This is a genomic window from Stieleria sedimenti, from assembly GCF_025060895.1.
GTDB lineage: Bacteria > Planctomycetota > Planctomycetia > Pirellulales > Pirellulaceae > Stieleria > Stieleria sedimenti.
Window position 1 is genome coordinate 1 of record NZ_JANZKV010000150.1, and the last position, 15,012, is coordinate 15,012.

Consider the following 15,012-nt stretch of genomic DNA (forward strand, 5'->3'; position numbering starts at 1 on the left):
GCCTAAAGGCTAGACACCAACACGCATCCCCGTACCGTTCGCGTCGGCATCAGTTTACCGCGGCAAGATTTTCGAAAACGCTCTCCTGCGGGCACCACATCATTCTGGCTCGTATCATTCTGCCATCCCTCTGCTGACGCACTGCATTGCACGTGGGCGAGACGCTTGGTTCCTATTTATTCGGCAAATGACGCACGGCGAGCACGCCGTCGATCGCGCGCAGGGCGTCCAGCGACGCTGCTTCGATGTTTCCATCCAAGTCGATGATGGTGTAGGCCAAATCGCCGCGTGACTTGTTCAGCAGGTCGGCGATGTTCAGGCCTGCGTTGGCGAGGATGGTTGAAATCTGGCCGACCATGTTGGGCACGTTGGCATTGGCGACCGTGATTCGACATCCGCTGCCGCCGCGCGGCATCGTGGCTTCCGGGAAGTTGACCGAATTGGTCACGGTGCCTTCTTCCAGGAAGTCACGGACTTGGTCGGCGACCATGATCGCACAGTTTTCCTCGGCCTCTTCGGTCGACGCGCCGAGGTGCGGGAACGAAATGACTTTGGGGTGCTTGAGTAACTGGGCGGTGGGGAAATCGATCACATAGGCATTCAGTTTGCCCGAGTCCAATGCGGCGATCACGGCGTCGTCATCACAGATGCCGCCGCGGGCGAGGTTGACGATGATGCCGCCGTCGTTCATCGATTCGATGCGGGCCTTGTTGACCAGTCCCTTGGTCACATCCAGCAGCGGGACGTGGACACTGACGGCGTCGCATTGCGAAAACAGGTGGTCCAGGTTGATCGCCTGTTCGACGTTGCGGGAAAGTCGCCAAGCGTTTTCGACGGAGATCTGCGGGTCGTATCCGACGACTTTCATGCCCAACGCGCTGGCGGCGTTGGCGACGCGACGTCCGATCGCACCCAGCCCGATCACGCCGAAGGTCTTGGAGTGCAATTCGCAGCCGACGAAGTTTTTCTTGCCGGCTTCGACCGCGGCGGAGATCTCCGCATCGGTTCCTTCCAAGGACGACGCAAATTGCATCGCCGGGTAGATGTTACGCGATGCCATCAGCAACCCGGCAAGCACCAATTCCTTGACGGCGTTGGCGTTGGCGCCCGGGGCGTTGAACACCGGCACGCCGCGCTTGGTCATCTTGTCGATCGGAATGTTGTTCACACCCGCACCGGCGCGGCCGATGGCGGCGACCGATTCAGGGATCTCCATGTCGTGCATCTTGAACGAACGAAGCAGAATCGCATCCGGGTGACTCGACTCGGACGAGATTTCGTATTCGTCGCGGGGCAGGCGTGAAAGTCCTTTGACGGAGATGTTATTGAGCGTCAGGATTTTGTACATCTCTGGCGTTGCTGTGGTTGGAGGAAAGGAAAGATCGGGGAGCGTGCGAGGACCTTGCGAGGCCGGTCGGAGGCAGCCATCGCGTCGGTCCGGCGAAAATCACGCGTTCTTGGATGCGAATTCGGTCACGAAGCTTGCCAGCGATTGCACGCCTTCGATCGGCATCGCGTTGTAGATGCTGGCGCGGATGCCGCCGACGCTGCGGTGCCCTTTCAAACTGACCAGGTCGCGTTCGGCCGCTTGGGCAAGAAACGCCGACTGCAGATCATCGTTGGGCAACGTGAAGGTTGCGTTCATCAGCGAGCGGCAATCCGGTTTGGCGTGTCCGGTGTAAAAGCCGCCCGACTGGTCGATCGCGTCGTACAGCAGCGCCGCTTTCTTGCGGTTCAGCTTCTCCATCGCCGCTAGCCCGCCGATGTCGTTTTGCAGCCACTTGGCGACTTTGCCCAGCACCCAGATGGCGAACGTCGGCGGCGTGTTCCATTCGGAGTCCGCGTCGGCGTGGTTCTTGTAATTCAAGTAACCCGGCAACGAAGCGCTGCCGCGGTCGACCAAGTCGCGGCGGATGATCACCACGGTCACACCCGCCGGGCCGGCGTTCTTTTGGGCACAGGCATACAGCAAGCCGTATTTGTTGATGTCGACCGGGCGATACAGAAAATCGCTCGACGCGTCACAGATCAGCGGCACGCCGGAGGGGCATTCGGGTTCGGTCGGGAATTGAACACCCTGGATCGTTTCGTTGTTGCAGTAATAGAGGTACGCCGCGTCGTCGGCGACGGTGTAGTCCTGCGCCGCGGGGACATGATTGAAATTCGACGACGAGGCATCGTAAACCACGTCGACCGATCCTTCCTTTTTGGCTTCCGCGATCGCTTTTTTGCCCCAGGTGCCGGTTTGGATGTAGGCCGCCGATTTGCCCGAATCGCGAAGCAGGTTGGCGGGGATCATCGAGAACTGAAGCGCCGCACCGCCCTGCAGGAACAGCACCGCGTAGTCGTCACTGATGTTCAGCAGCGAACGCAGGCTGTTTTCGGCGTCGTGCAGAATGTCGACGAATGTCTTGTCCCGGTGGCTCATCTCCAGCAGTGAACTGCGCGCACCGGGCAGGCAAACCAGTTCGTCGCGTACTTCCTCAAGTACCGAAACGGGCAGGACGGCGGGGCCTGCGGAAAAGTTGTAAGCTCGTTGGGCGGTCGCGGTGGCTGTCATCGAACGAATCGGTGTCACGTTGGGGGGGATGGGGCCGCCGACGGCACGCCTGCGTCGGCAATCTGAGCCGGGATTCTATGTCGAGCCGGTCGAGTGCGGAAGGAGCATCGCGTCGCAGGGCGGTTGACCGTGACGGGCGATGCCGATTAATCCGGATCGAAACCGAATTCTCGCATCCACTGGTCCACCTCGGATTGGTCCTGGATGCGGGGTTTTTTAGCAGCCGCCGAGTTTTTTCCAGGGTCAGCCGGCGGCCGACCGCCCTGCCCTGCCCCGCCGGATTTCGCCACCACGTCGATCGCCAAATGGATTTTTCCGTCCGTCAGGTCGTCCATCCAGGGTTCGCTATCGAAATGCGCGGCGCCGCGGCGCCGTGCCGCGATCTGGATTCGGTGGTCCGATGAGACGACCATCAGCCGTTTGGGCGTGTGATGTGCCCGAATGATTTCCTCCAATAAATCGTCCGCCGACAGGTAATCGACCGCAAAACGCACGCTCATCCCGTGGTGAACAAACTCGCTGGGGCGATCGCGTGGCGGGTTGGCGGCATCGAAGACGACACAGGTTTTGCGGCGAACCGGCTCACTGAGTTGATTCGTCAGCTCGCGCAGCAGAACATTCCGATCACGCTGCAACCAACGCGGGTCGGGATTGCGAGTCGGCGCGATCGGCTGCGTGATGTTGTAGCCGTCAAGGAGCAACAGAAGTGACATGGTCCGTGTAGGGTACCATGCATCAATCGAGATTTTGTCGGACTTCGACGTCCGCTGGTCCGCCGAAATGATAGAGTTGGTAACCCAAGACACCCAGGGTCACGGCCAGCAGGGCGATGGTGCCGAGCAGTTTCCAGTCGACTCCGTCGGCCGAGCGGATGGAGAAGCTTGGCAGCCGGAGCGATCGTTTGGCGGCGCGTTTGTATTGCTTGTGGTCGATCTTCTGTCGTGGCGGTCGTTTCTTCGGTACCGAATCGAGTTCGATGTCCTTGGCGACTTCTTCTTCGTCTTCGAAGTCCTCTGAAACGTCTCCGATGAACGTGTCATTCGGTTTGCCGGAGCGAATCGCGCTATCGGAGAGCACGTCGAAATCGCCCGCTTCGCCCCCCGCGATAGGATCGGACTCCAGACGCGATGGGGCCGGCCGATGTGGTGTCGACGGCAGATCGTCGTCCCAATCAAACTCTGCCTGATCTTCCTCTTCCAAGAACTCCGCGACGTCCTGGTTGTTCCACGAAGTGGGAGGCTCGCTGCAGGTCGCGTCGGTGTGCCCTGCCCCATCGGCGGCGTGGCCGGCCGAGGCGAGGACGGGTTGCTTGACCGAGACCCTGAACACGACTTTACCGAAACGCAATTCGTCGCCGTCGGCAAGCACTCGCCACTGGTGCGGCTGAAGTCGCATTCCATTGACGTAGGTGCCGCGTGTGCTTTTCAGATCGAGCGCTCCGAATCCGTCATCGTTGTGCAGCAACAAGCAGTGCCGCCGGCTGACCGATCGGCTTTTCGGCCGGATTTGGCATTCTTTCAGCCGGCCGACCAGGTAATAGCCAGGATGGATCGGTGCCGTCGTGCCGGCGTTGCTTCCCTGTGTGATGATCAATTCAACGGACATGCTACTCTTCGATGACAATGACATTTCCTTTGCCGCTTTCCGTGGTTTTCAGCCGTGTGATGGGCTTTTCGTCTTTCGTCATTTGATAAAACGTGACGCCGACGACCGCCAGTAAGGCGACAATGGACAAAGCCAGCCCGGCACCCAGTAAAACGCTCTGGCTGGCATCGGTTTCGTTTGCCGGGCCGCGTTTCTTCGTCGACTTGCGCGGTGCCCCGGCGGCAGTTTGCGGCGTCGCCAAGGGCGAAGCAGGTACGACTGCTGGGGAGAGGGCGGCCAGGTCGATCGGCGGCAGGCTGCCAAAATCGATCTCGGCGATCTCCGCCATCGCTCCCTGTGACGCTTCGCCGAGTGGCCCGCTGTCGTCGAGTGACGCAAAACTGGAGGAGTCCTCCGGGGTGATGGTCAGCTGCGTTGAGCGGGGCCGGTTGGCCAGTTCCCGGCCGGCCAATTTGGATCCCGCGATCCGGCGCAGTTGGGTCAATAGTTCAGCCGCCGAGGCGGGACGGTCGACCGGGCGTTTGGACATCATCCGTTGGATCAGCAAGCTGATCGCCGGCGGGCAGTCCGAACGGGTGTCGCTAACCAGTGGCACTTTGGCGGTTTGGTGTTTGGCCAATCGCTGGGCGACGTTGGTTCCCGGGAACGGCGGTTTTCCCACGAGCAGAAAGTACCAGGTGCATCCCAGGGAATAGATGTCCGCGCGGGCGTCGACCGACTGGGAATCGATGGCCTGTTCGGGGGCGATGAAATCGGCGGTGCCGGTCAATCGATTGGGCGCGTCGGTTCCGGCGGTGTATCCGATCCGAGCGAGTCCCATGTCGCTGACCTTGATCACGCCGTCGTTTCGCAACAATAAATTCGACGGCTTGATGTCGCGGTGGACGATGCCGCGTTGGTGCGCGTGGGCCAGTGCATCGGTCGTCTGGATCATCGCGTCGAGCGCTTCGGTGGGCGACATCACTCCGTCGCGGGCGATCGCGCGGTGCAGGTCGACGCCTTCGATGTATTCCATCACGATAAACAGTTTGCCATCGGATTCGGAGAAATCGAACGCTTGAACGATGTTGGGGTGTTCCAGTTTTGCCGAGGCCCGCGCCTCCTCTTTGAAACGTTCGATCCGGCGAGAATCTTTCGAAGCTTCCGAGGGCAGGATCTTGAGAGCCATCAATCGATTCATGACCGAATGCCGGGCCAGGAAGACGACGCCCATTCCGCCGCGTCCCAAGGGGCGTAGCAGACGGTAGTTGCCCAGGTGGAATCCGCGTGCTTTTCCGGCCAACAGCTTGCGGGCTTGCCAGGGAGTCAGCAGGTCCGCGCCGACCAGGCCTTTGGCCAGTCGGTCGGGCGTGAACACGACGTCTTCGGTCATCAGCGAGACGACCACTTTCTTGACGTCGGCCAGTTCGACCAGTCCGGCTTGCATGGACCGGCGAACGAAGTCGCGGGTTGCCTGGTCCAAGACCGGTTCGGCAGCGGTGGTTTCAACCGACATTGGACGATGCGTCTGTACTCCGAGGACTTCCCCAGTCACGACCGCACGATCGAGTCACCTGGGCGAGCTGACATTATTGAGCATCGGGTCGATCAGCCGGTTAAGAATTGGTTAAGGGATGGTGTCGATCCGGTGAGGGCTGGCGGTGGTGGTCGTGGCCGGCGAAGACAGGGGGTTTATGGGGCTTGCGGCGACGTTAAGCGGGCTCAAATCCGGGCCGGTAATAAACTTCTTTGAGAAACAGACCCTGGGGCGGCGCCGCTTGACCGGCATAGATGCGATTTTTCTGTCCCAGCACCTCGTCGATCCATTCCGGAGGCTGTTTGCCGTAGCCGACTTCGACCAGGGTGCCGACGATGTTACGGACCATGTTGTAGAGGAAGCCGTTCGCTTCGACTTCGATGGCCAGGTGCCCGCTGGTTGCGTAATCCGCCGCGGGCAGGACTTGGCAATCTCGCACGTCGCGGACCGACGACTTGCGTTGGGCGCCGGCCGATTCAAAGCTGGAAAAATCACGATGCCCGATGATCTTGGCCGCGGCACTCTGCATCGCCGTGACGTCGACGCTACGGCGGAGTCGCCAGCGGTATCGATGTTCGAACGGGTCGCGCTGATGGCGGACTTGGATTTGATATCGATAGCGTTTTCCGATCGCGTCACGAATCGCGTGAAAATCCGACGGCGCCTCGTGGACTTCGGTCACCACGATCGTTTCGGGCAATCGCGAATTGATCGCTTTGGACAACGCGTCGGCCGAGGCGGTCCAAGTCGGAAAGCGGCAGCTGGCGACTTGGCCGAGCGCGTGGACACCGGCATCGGTGCGTCCGCTGCCGGTGACGGTGACGTCCAGTTTGGTCGATCGCTGGACGGCCTGCTGGAGCGTTCCTTGGATCGTTGCCTGGCCCGGTTGAACTTGCCAACCGGCGAAGTCCGTACCGTCATAGGCGATTTTGAGCGCAAAGGTTCGCGTCACCGATCAGCCAGCCGAGGCGACGGACTGCTGTAGCAATTCGGCGATCTGGACGGCGTTGGTCGCCGCACCTTTTCTCAGGTTGTCGCTGACGCACCAGAATGCGATCCCGTGACCATCGCCGCTGATGTCGCGTCGAATCCGGCCGACAAAGACGTCGTCTTTGCCGTCGCAGTCGCGCGGCATCGGATACTGGTGGTTGGCCAGGTCGTCGACGACGGTGATGCCCGGCGCGGCGCGGAACAATTCGGTTGCTTCGGCGGCCGTGAGCGGTTTTTCCGTTTCCACCAGGATCGATTCGCTGTGCCCGATCGTGACCGGAACGCGGACGGCGGTCGGACAGACTTGGATGTCGTCATCGCCCATGATCTTACGGGTTTCGTACACCATCTTCATTTCTTCGCTGGTGTAGCCCTCGAACTTCTCGCTGCCGATCTGCGGGATCAGGTTGAAACCGATCGGGTGTTGAAACGTTTCGTGACCGGGGGTTTGCCCGTCCAGGATTTGTCGCACGCTGGATTCGAGTTCGACGTTGCCGGCCAAGCCGGCGCCGCTGGTGGCCTGGTAGGTGCTGACGACGACTCGTTTGACCTTGGCCGCTTTGTGGAGCGGCGCGAGTGCGACGACCATTTGCGTGGTGCTGCAATTCGGGCTGGCGATGATGCCTTGGTGATCGGCGATCGCATCCGGATTGACTTCGGGGATGATCAGCGGGACCTTGGGGTCCATTCGCCAGTAACCGCTTTCGTCGACGACGATGGCGCCTTCTTTGACGGCGTAGGGGGCGAATTCGGCGGACACCTCGTCGGGTGTGCTGGCGATCACGATGTCGACGTCTTCGAACGCACCTGGGGCCAACAGCTCCACCGTGATCGTTTCATCTTTGAAGCGAACTTGTTGACCGGCCGAACGCTGCGAGGCCAGCAGTTTCAGCCGCTTGAAAGGAAAGTTGCGATTGGCAAGTTGCTCAAGAACGATTCGTCCGACCGCACCGGTGGCACCAACGACAGCTAAGGTTTCGTACACAGGATTCAAAAAAGGTTGGAGTGAAGTGGCGCAGGCTTCCAGCTTGCGCCCGGGGTGTCTGGTCTCAAGGGCAAGCTGGAAGCTTGCCCCACTCTTTGGGAAGTCCTACTTCTTGATCGCTTCGATCGCTTTGGGCAGCTCTTTGTCGATCACGCCCATGCCGCCACGTCCGCCGTCCATTCGAGACTCGATGTCCAGCACGGTGTCTTCGGCTTGGGCTTCCCAGAACTTGGTGATCGTTTCTTTGGGGAGCGGTTTGTAGGATCGGAAGATGCGGAATCCGACGCCGCGTGACGGATCACTGGTGTGCCACCAGGGGCTGCGTGGGAAGTTCGGGTCTTCCGACTTCCATTCTTCGTCGTCCGAAGCCATGCGTGCGGCGCTGCGCAGGTCTTCGGCGTCCGATTCCCAAGTTCCACCACGAACCACACAGGGGGACGGGACTTCGGGCCATTTGACCAGGTCGGTCGCGTTGACGCCCTGCTTGTCGGCGAAATCAACGTAGCCGTCTTCGGTGTATTGATTGACGGTCCATTCGCCGACGTTGCCGTGCATGTCGTAGAGGCCGAAGGGGTTGGGTTTCTTCGATGCGACGGCGACCTGTCCGTCGTCGGCGTTGTCAAAGTACCAGGCGTAGTCATCGATGTCGTCGGCGCTCTCGCCCCACGAGTAAGCCGTCGTCGTTCCGCCGCGGGCGGCATATTCCCATTCGGCTTCGGTCGGCAGTCGGAACTGTTGGCCCGACACCAGGCTGATCCATTTGGTGAATTGTTGCGCCGAATACTGGGTCATCGTGACCGCGGGTTGATCCTTGTCTTCGCCGTATTCGTAAGTGAACGTCGGGTCATAAAGCTCCGTCGGGGCGGTGATCGCATCGACTTTGTTGTCGTCGTTGACGACTCGGATGCCGCTGGATTCGAACTCTTTGAAGATGCCGTACAGGTCCATGTACTCCTGGTACAGGCCCCAGGTGACCTCCGTCTTGGCGACCCACATCGGGTCGACGGTGACCTTGATTTGTGGGCCTTCGTCGTCGCGGCGATCCGCTTCGTCTTCGGGGCTGCCGAACATGAATTCGCCGCCGGCGACCGGGATCATTTCGACTTCTTCGTCGGTACCGGGCACACGAAAGGTGTAGGGAACCATGTAACCTTCTTCGACCTTGACCGACGGGCCTTCGGCGGGCTTTTCCGCCGCGATCCCGGGGGTTGCGTCGTCAGCGGACGCAGATGATGCGAAGGACACGAGTGCTGCGGAAAGGGACAGGCCGATCACAGCGAGGGCTCTGGGCATATTCACGGTGCTGGGGTCTCGCGGGGGAAAAAGTGGTCGAGGGGAACAAACGTGGATAGTATAGCGCAGAGATCGAGGATTTTCGATCGTCTGAAAGTGGAATAACGCACCGGAAATGGTGGCCAGCGGCAGAATCAACACCTGGGGTGTGCCGAGGGGCCCGGTCGAGATCAGGTAAGAAGATTTCGGGGGTAAGAAAATGGTGACTGACCCTATTGATTGGATGGGGCTCATTTTCCTGCCTCCAAAATCTTCCTACCTCTCCACCCAGCCACGCTGTCCTGGCAAGTCGGTGGGGGATACAGGGCAGGTTGATGAGGGGCGCAAGGGCGGGCGTCTACGACCCAATCGCCGGCCGGCGCTAACTAGCGAACATCCAACGGCGGGGGGCGTCGACCGAGCAGGACGTCAAATTCCAACGGCCGGCCGTCGCGGATGACGCTCAAATGGATTGCCGTGCCCGCCATGGCGTTTCCGATCAATTGCATCAGATGATCCACGTCACGCACTTGTTGGTCGTCCAGTGCAATCACCAGGTCGCCCGATTTCAACCCCGCCCGCGCGGCACCGGAGCTTTGGTCGGCCAGTGCAGCGATCATCGCGCCGCGAATGCGGTGGTTCTGGCTTTGCAGCCGGTCGTCGGGAACCTCGACCAGTGAAACGCCCAGCCAGCCTCGCTCGATCGACCCTTTTTCACGCAGCTGCAGGTAGATTTTTTTGGCGATGCCGCTGGGGATCGCAAAGCTGACGCCTTGGTAGGTGTCGCCCACGATGGCGGTGTTGATGCCGATCAGGGTACCCCGTGAATCGACCAGGGGGCCGCCGCTGTTGCCCGGATTGACCGCCACGTCGCTTTGCATGAAGTCTTGGTAGCGGTCTTTGGCGCGGACCACGCGGTGTTTGCCGCTGAGGATGCCGAAGGTGACGGTGCGGTCCAGGCCGAAGGGGCTGCCGATCGCCCAGACGGGAGAGCCGACCCGAATCCGCTCGCTGTCGCCCCACGGGATCGGCATCAAATGATCGGCGTTGACTTTCAGCACGGCCAGGTCGGTCAGTTCGTCGGTGCCGATGATCATCGCATCGACAGTCCGGCCATCGCTGAGTGTGACCGAGATCTGGTCGCTGCCGGCGACCACATGGCGGTTGGTCAGGATGTAGCCGTCGGCATCGACCACCACCCCGCTGCCCTGGTCGGAGATCAGGATCGCCGGAGCACCGGGGACATCGTGGTGGGCGATCGCTTCGTGGGCGGTGCGATGGATGTCGATGTGGACGACGCTGGGGCCGGCCGCCGCATTGACCATCTGGTAGGCTTGGCTGAGCGTGTCGAGCGAGACGTTTTTCAAGCCCTCGCCGGCGACTTCGAATTCGGCACGCAGCTGTCCGCGATGCTGTGCGTACCGGATCTCTTCGACAATCCCCGGCAGGACGTATCGGGCCGCCGCCAACATCACCAGCACGGTCACCAGCATCACCATGCCGTGCCGCACCGGGTCGCTCCGCCGTGCGTGCTGACGGTGTTTTGTCGCAGTCGAATGCAGGTCCGGTTCGGGGCTGACCACGATGTCCGACACGTCGATGTCGGTGATGTCGGCGCAGGATTCCTGAGCGGCACTGCTGCCGAGTGAAACCGGCGGGGGTGAAGTGTTCTGGGGCGAGACGCCCTGGGGTGACGTGCCGAAGACGAACCGGTCGGAAAGTGTGTCGTCCGACGCCCTACCTGATGCGTCGTCTCCGCTCGCGTCCCCTGCGGTCGCGTCCGCGTCGGGTTCGAAGTGTGGCCGGGCGGGGCCTGATGCTTTGGGGTGAAAGCGATGAAAGATCACGGTCCTGGTCGGTTCGAGCGATTCGCTCTCGAACCGATGCGTGATCGGCGCGGCGACCGGTTCGTCGGCGCTGCAGGTGTCTGTGCCGGAACGATCGGGCGTGGGGCTGTTTGAGTTGACGCGGTTCGGCAGAGCCGCGTGCGTGTCCTCGACCGACGGCAGGCGTTCCGGTTCGGGCTGGTCCTGCGGCGGCAGGTCGCTGTCGGGGGTTTCCGTCGTTGAAATCTGGACTTCGGCCATCGGGATTTCGTCGGATGGCTTTTCAGCCTGCGGGCCTTCTGGCGGTCGATCCATAATGGAGCTCGGTCCCACACGCAAACGGACGGAAGTTGGAATGGCCCTATTCTAGCGCGACAGGATTACCAATCGGCAAGTTTTTTTGACGAAATCGCGAGCAAATCCCACTCGGAGGGCGGAAAAACCGGTCCGGGTGGCTCGCCTTCGGCCCGGGTTTGCGAGACAATTGGCGAGTGTTTCCCGGCGACGCAGACCGCTCCGGGGCCGTCCAGCTGCGGCCCGTGGCCGCGGGGGTGCGACGCAATCAAAACTGACCGCCTCTCTGTATCTTTCGGATTCGAATCCCTTATGGCTTCTTCAGCGGCACGTGATCTATCGTCGGCTCGCGAGACGATTTACCAGGCAATCTCCGCCATTCGTCTGATCGATCCCCATACCCACATCAACCCCTATTCGCCCGCGTCGAGCACGTTGGCGGACATTCTGGGGTACCACTACTACACCGAGTTGGTCCACTCGGCGGGGATGCCGCGACAGGAGATCGAGGAGCCGGGGATTTCGCCCCGCGAGCTGGTCGGCCGCATGGTTCACGGTCTGGGCAACATCACCAACACCGCCAACTACCACTGGTTGATCCAGATCTGTCGCGAGTTTTTTGATTTCACCGACGACGCGATCACACCGGACAATTGGGAGTCGTTGTTCGACACCGCGGAAGAAAAGATGAACGGCGCCGGTTGGGCGCAAACCGTGTTGGACAAAAGCAACGTCGAAGCGGTGTTCCTGACCAACGACTTCGACGATGAATTGGAAGGCTTTGATTCGAGCACCTACATCCCCTGTCTACGCACCGACGACTTGGTGTTTCATCTGGCCAAGCCCGAAGTCCGCCAACGTCTGGAGCGTTGCAGCGGCGTGCCGCTGGACGGAACCTTGTCCTCGCTGCGGGCGGCCCTGGAGCAACGTTTCGAACACTTCGTCTCCCATGGCGCGCGCGCCTGTGCGATTTCCATCCCGCCGAGTTTCCAACCCTCGATGGTCGGCGACGGTGAAGCCCAAAACGCACTCGACCATGTCCTCCGCCACGACAGTCAGTCCGAAGCGTCGCAACGCGACTCGCTCTCGCGGCGCGTCTTTTGGACGCTCGCGGAATTGTGTGATCAGTACGGATTGCCATTTGATTTGATGATCGGTGTGAACCGCGGCGTCTATCCGTCGGGGGTCTACCAGGGACAAGACCTGTACGACAGCCGGGTTTCGTTGATTCAGTATCGCGAGTTGTTCAACGCGTTCCCCAAGGTCAAGTTTCCGATCTCGGTGTTGGCCAGCGTGACCAACCAGGAATTGGTCAGTTACAGTTGGATCTTTCCCAACGTGTTGACCAACGGGCACTGGTGGTACAGCAACACGCCGTCGTTCATCCATCGCGATGCGGCCGCTCGCCTGGAAGCGGTGCCGCGCAACAAGCAAATCGCCTACTACAGCGACGCGTACAAGTTGGAATTCGTGTTGCCCAAATTTGACATGTACCGACGCATCCTGGCCCGCGTGCTGGCCGATGAGTTTGTCGGCGAGAACGGTTGGAGTGAAGAGAAGGCGATTCAATTGGGACGTCAGGTGTTGCGTGGGAATGTGGATGAAGTCTTTCGGTCTCCGTTGATCGACGCCGAATCCCTTGATATCGCAAGCGGGACAAGCGGGTCGCCGATCGTGGTCGGCTCATCCAGCGATGACGGTGACAGCGGGTTGGCGGAAGAGGATTCGGAATTGTCTGCATTCCTGGCCGGCGACTCGGACGAAAGCGACGATCAGGATGGATTCGCGACGGTCACCGATGATTCCGACCGCACCGTCGGTTCGGAATCCTTCGGCTCGGTCGGGCAGTTGGCCGAAACGATCGATTCGGACGAAGAGTTGGGTTTCTTGGACCCGATTCCGACCGGCGAAGAGGTGGATGCATCGGAGGTGCCCGACGTGGTGATCGAGGATGCGTCGGCCGCGTTTGACGCGACCGCGCTGGACGCGGCAGTGGACCCCCAGTCGCTGGACGTCGGCGATCTCTTGGGTGAGCTGGGCGATAACCCGCCGGGGCCGGACTCGCCCAATTCCAGCATTCACATGTTGGCCGGTGACGGTGAATTCAAGCCCGACAGCGACTCGATGAAACTCAAGCCCGATCCGATGACCGGGGAACTGCATTTTCCTGTCGGTGACGACGACGATGACGATGACATCGGTTTCGGAGCCGGCGTGTTTGATAAGTAGGGACCGACGCGCCGCTCGCTGACGCGTCCCGCTGGTGGCATACCAGCACGTGGCGTCAGCCAGTGGCGGGCGCTGGTGGCGGGCGCTGGTGGCAGAGTGACCGCGGGCCGCTCGCTCACGCCTCCCGCTGGCATGGGATGCAACTCAAATCCATCTAGTGGCGCATCGCTTTGGGCGTCGTCCGGTGCCAGCAACGACTGGTAAACGCGATCGTCCACCGTCTCGCTGAGAAACCGCACGGAGCCATCGGCTAGCGTGATGTTGACGCCGCCGGGATGCAGCGAACTCGGTCGAGCGAGATCGTGGGCGTTGGCCTTCGTCATCTGCAGCTCGTCAAGCGGCCGCCCGCCGAACGTGGAATTGATCCGGTGGATCGGTTGGACAGGCGGCAATCCGCTCGCGGGGTCATCCGATTCCCGGTGCCAGACGATCCCTTGGGCGTACCGGCTGGTCGGTTCGTACGACACGTGCTCGTGGCCTTCCTGCAAGATCAAGTCTTCGGCATCGATGAATCCCGCCCGGTGCCACGGTAACGCTTGCAAGTTTTCGGTGAACAACAGCGTGTGGGAGACTCCGTCGGCAAAGTCGTCCAAGCTGATCTCCGGTCCGAGAGGAACGGCGTCGCCGTTAGGCAATAGTCCAGGGAACTGATTGTTGAAGACGCCGTTGGCCGCGGATATCGAACGTTCAAATTGTGGACTCAAAAGCGAAGCATACATGCCTGCGTTGCAGGCGTAATGGTTCGCGCCAGCAACGGTTGCGCGATCGGTTGCTGCCGGACACTGCATGAGGCTGAGTGTGGCGGCTGTGATTGAGTTGAATCCAACGCCGGCCCGACCTTCGGTTAATGGCCCCTCCGTCCCGAACGCAATCGGAAACTTGTTCAACGACCAACGCTCATAGAGCGGTTGTTCGTCCAGATACGGCAACAGAGCAACGACCCAGGTGCCAACTTTTTCGTGCGCGTGGGTGCTGGCAAATTCAGGAGCGAGAGAATCCGTGGCAGCTGAATCCTGACCGGGCCGCCACGCACCATAGTGTTGGACGTAACCTGGAAGTCGGCCTCTCGCCGAGTGGAAAACTTGCGCTGCCAGCCCGAATTGCTTGAGATTGTTTTTGCAGGTGGCACTCCAGTGGGGACGCCGAGGTGTGCTGATGGCTGGGAGCAAAACGCCAACCACCATCACGGTCGCGACGACCCAGAAGATGACGTCAATCGGTTTTAGGCGTCGTTTTGAACTGCCCATTGGCCTGGACCTCGTCGTCTGTCACGTTGATCGTTCTTCATGGTAACAGGTCGGCGGTGGGATGGCTTTATTGGATTCCCGTCCGGCGGATGCATCGCGTGATGCCATGGGAGTGTTTGCAAGTGCACACGCGGCAGAGTCGGATGGGAATGCACCCACGGATGGCAGCGCGAACCCACGGATCCCAGGCTGCTTCCCATCCGTGGGTTCGCGCTGCTATCCGTGGGTTTAACTCGTTCCCAGGCTCCTGCCCTACGCCGTGAACGATTTATCTCCTGTGTTTGACGAGGTTTTAGCGGCAGGGCGCGAGCCCTCCGGTTCCTCACCACACGGGACGGCTCGCGGGCTGTCGATTTAGTCGGGTTCTGCTGAGTGAATGGTGAGCCGCTGGCCGTAAGGCCTCGGGCGAACGTCGCACTGCCCGGCCGCTTACGCGTCACGGCTCACAAAACCGACAGCCCGCTCGCGCCGTTCCGCTCACCAGTCGT

10 protein-coding genes and 1 pseudogene are annotated in these 15,012 nt (G+C 60.8%); 1 reads left to right on the top strand and 10 read right to left on the bottom strand.

Going from position 1 to position 15,012, the window contains the following annotated elements; genetic code table 11:
- Positions 1 to 172: 172 nt before the first annotated feature.
- From NZK35_RS19430 to NZK35_RS19470, 9 genes are all read right to left on the bottom strand, one after another.
- The gene (locus tag NZK35_RS19430) at positions 173 to 1,348 is read right to left on the bottom strand and encodes a phosphoglycerate dehydrogenase (RefSeq protein ID WP_259634186.1); all 1,176 of its coding nucleotides are present in this window, start codon (positions 1,346 to 1,348) and stop codon (positions 173 to 175) included.
- A 99-nt stretch (positions 1,349 to 1,447) separates the two neighbouring features.
- On the bottom strand, positions 1,448 to 2,560 hold the full coding sequence (serC, locus tag NZK35_RS19435) for a 3-phosphoserine/phosphohydroxythreonine transaminase (RefSeq protein WP_259634187.1): 1,113 nt from the start codon (positions 2,558 to 2,560) through the stop codon (positions 1,448 to 1,450).
- Positions 2,561 to 2,706: 146 nt separating this feature from the next.
- Positions 2,707 to 3,273: an NYN domain-containing protein gene (locus tag NZK35_RS19440; RefSeq protein ID WP_259634188.1), complete on the bottom strand. Its 567-nt coding sequence runs from the start codon at positions 3,271 to 3,273 to the stop codon at positions 2,707 to 2,709.
- A gap of 22 nt (positions 3,274 to 3,295) precedes the next feature.
- A complete protein-coding gene (locus NZK35_RS19445; RefSeq protein WP_259634189.1) occupies positions 3,296 to 4,165 on the bottom strand; it encodes an FHA domain-containing protein in 870 nt (289 codons plus the stop codon).
- Between the two features lies 1 nt (position 4,166).
- Positions 4,167 to 5,660: a serine/threonine-protein kinase gene (locus NZK35_RS19450; RefSeq protein ID WP_259634190.1), complete on the bottom strand. Its 1,494-nt coding sequence runs from the start codon at positions 5,658 to 5,660 to the stop codon at positions 4,167 to 4,169.
- A gap of 196 nt (positions 5,661 to 5,856) precedes the next feature.
- Entirely contained in the window at positions 5,857 to 6,633 is a 777-nt protein-coding gene (gene truA, locus NZK35_RS19455) for a tRNA pseudouridine(38-40) synthase TruA (protein ID WP_259634191.1), read from the bottom strand.
- A gap of 3 nt (positions 6,634 to 6,636) precedes the next feature.
- Positions 6,637 to 7,656 carry an aspartate-semialdehyde dehydrogenase gene (locus tag NZK35_RS19460; RefSeq protein WP_259634192.1) on the bottom strand — a complete coding sequence of 340 codons (1,020 nt, stop codon included), beginning with the start codon at positions 7,654 to 7,656 and terminating at the stop codon, positions 6,637 to 6,639.
- A 105-nt stretch (positions 7,657 to 7,761) separates the two neighbouring features.
- The gene (locus NZK35_RS19465) at positions 7,762 to 8,949 is read right to left on the bottom strand and encodes a formylglycine-generating enzyme family protein (RefSeq protein ID WP_259634195.1); all 1,188 of its coding nucleotides are present in this window, start codon (positions 8,947 to 8,949) and stop codon (positions 7,762 to 7,764) included.
- Between the two features lie 365 nt (positions 8,950 to 9,314).
- Complete coding sequence (locus NZK35_RS19470) at positions 9,315 to 11,069, bottom strand: S1C family serine protease (protein WP_259634193.1); 1,755 nt, start codon at positions 11,067 to 11,069, stop codon at positions 9,315 to 9,317.
- 291 nt (positions 11,070 to 11,360) lie between these two features.
- Between NZK35_RS19470 and NZK35_RS19475 the strand changes: the two genes are divergently transcribed.
- Positions 11,361 to 13,277 carry a glucuronate isomerase gene (locus tag NZK35_RS19475; RefSeq protein ID WP_259634194.1) on the top strand — a complete coding sequence of 639 codons (1,917 nt, stop codon included), beginning with the start codon at positions 11,361 to 11,363 and terminating at the stop codon, positions 13,275 to 13,277.
- Positions 13,278 to 13,498: 221 nt separating this feature from the next.
- Here NZK35_RS19475 and NZK35_RS19480 read toward each other — a convergent pair.
- A pseudogene (locus tag NZK35_RS19480) lies at positions 13,499 to 14,524 on the bottom strand (DUF1559 family PulG-like putative transporter); the annotation flags it as partial.
- Positions 14,525 to 15,012: the final 488 nt, after the last annotated feature.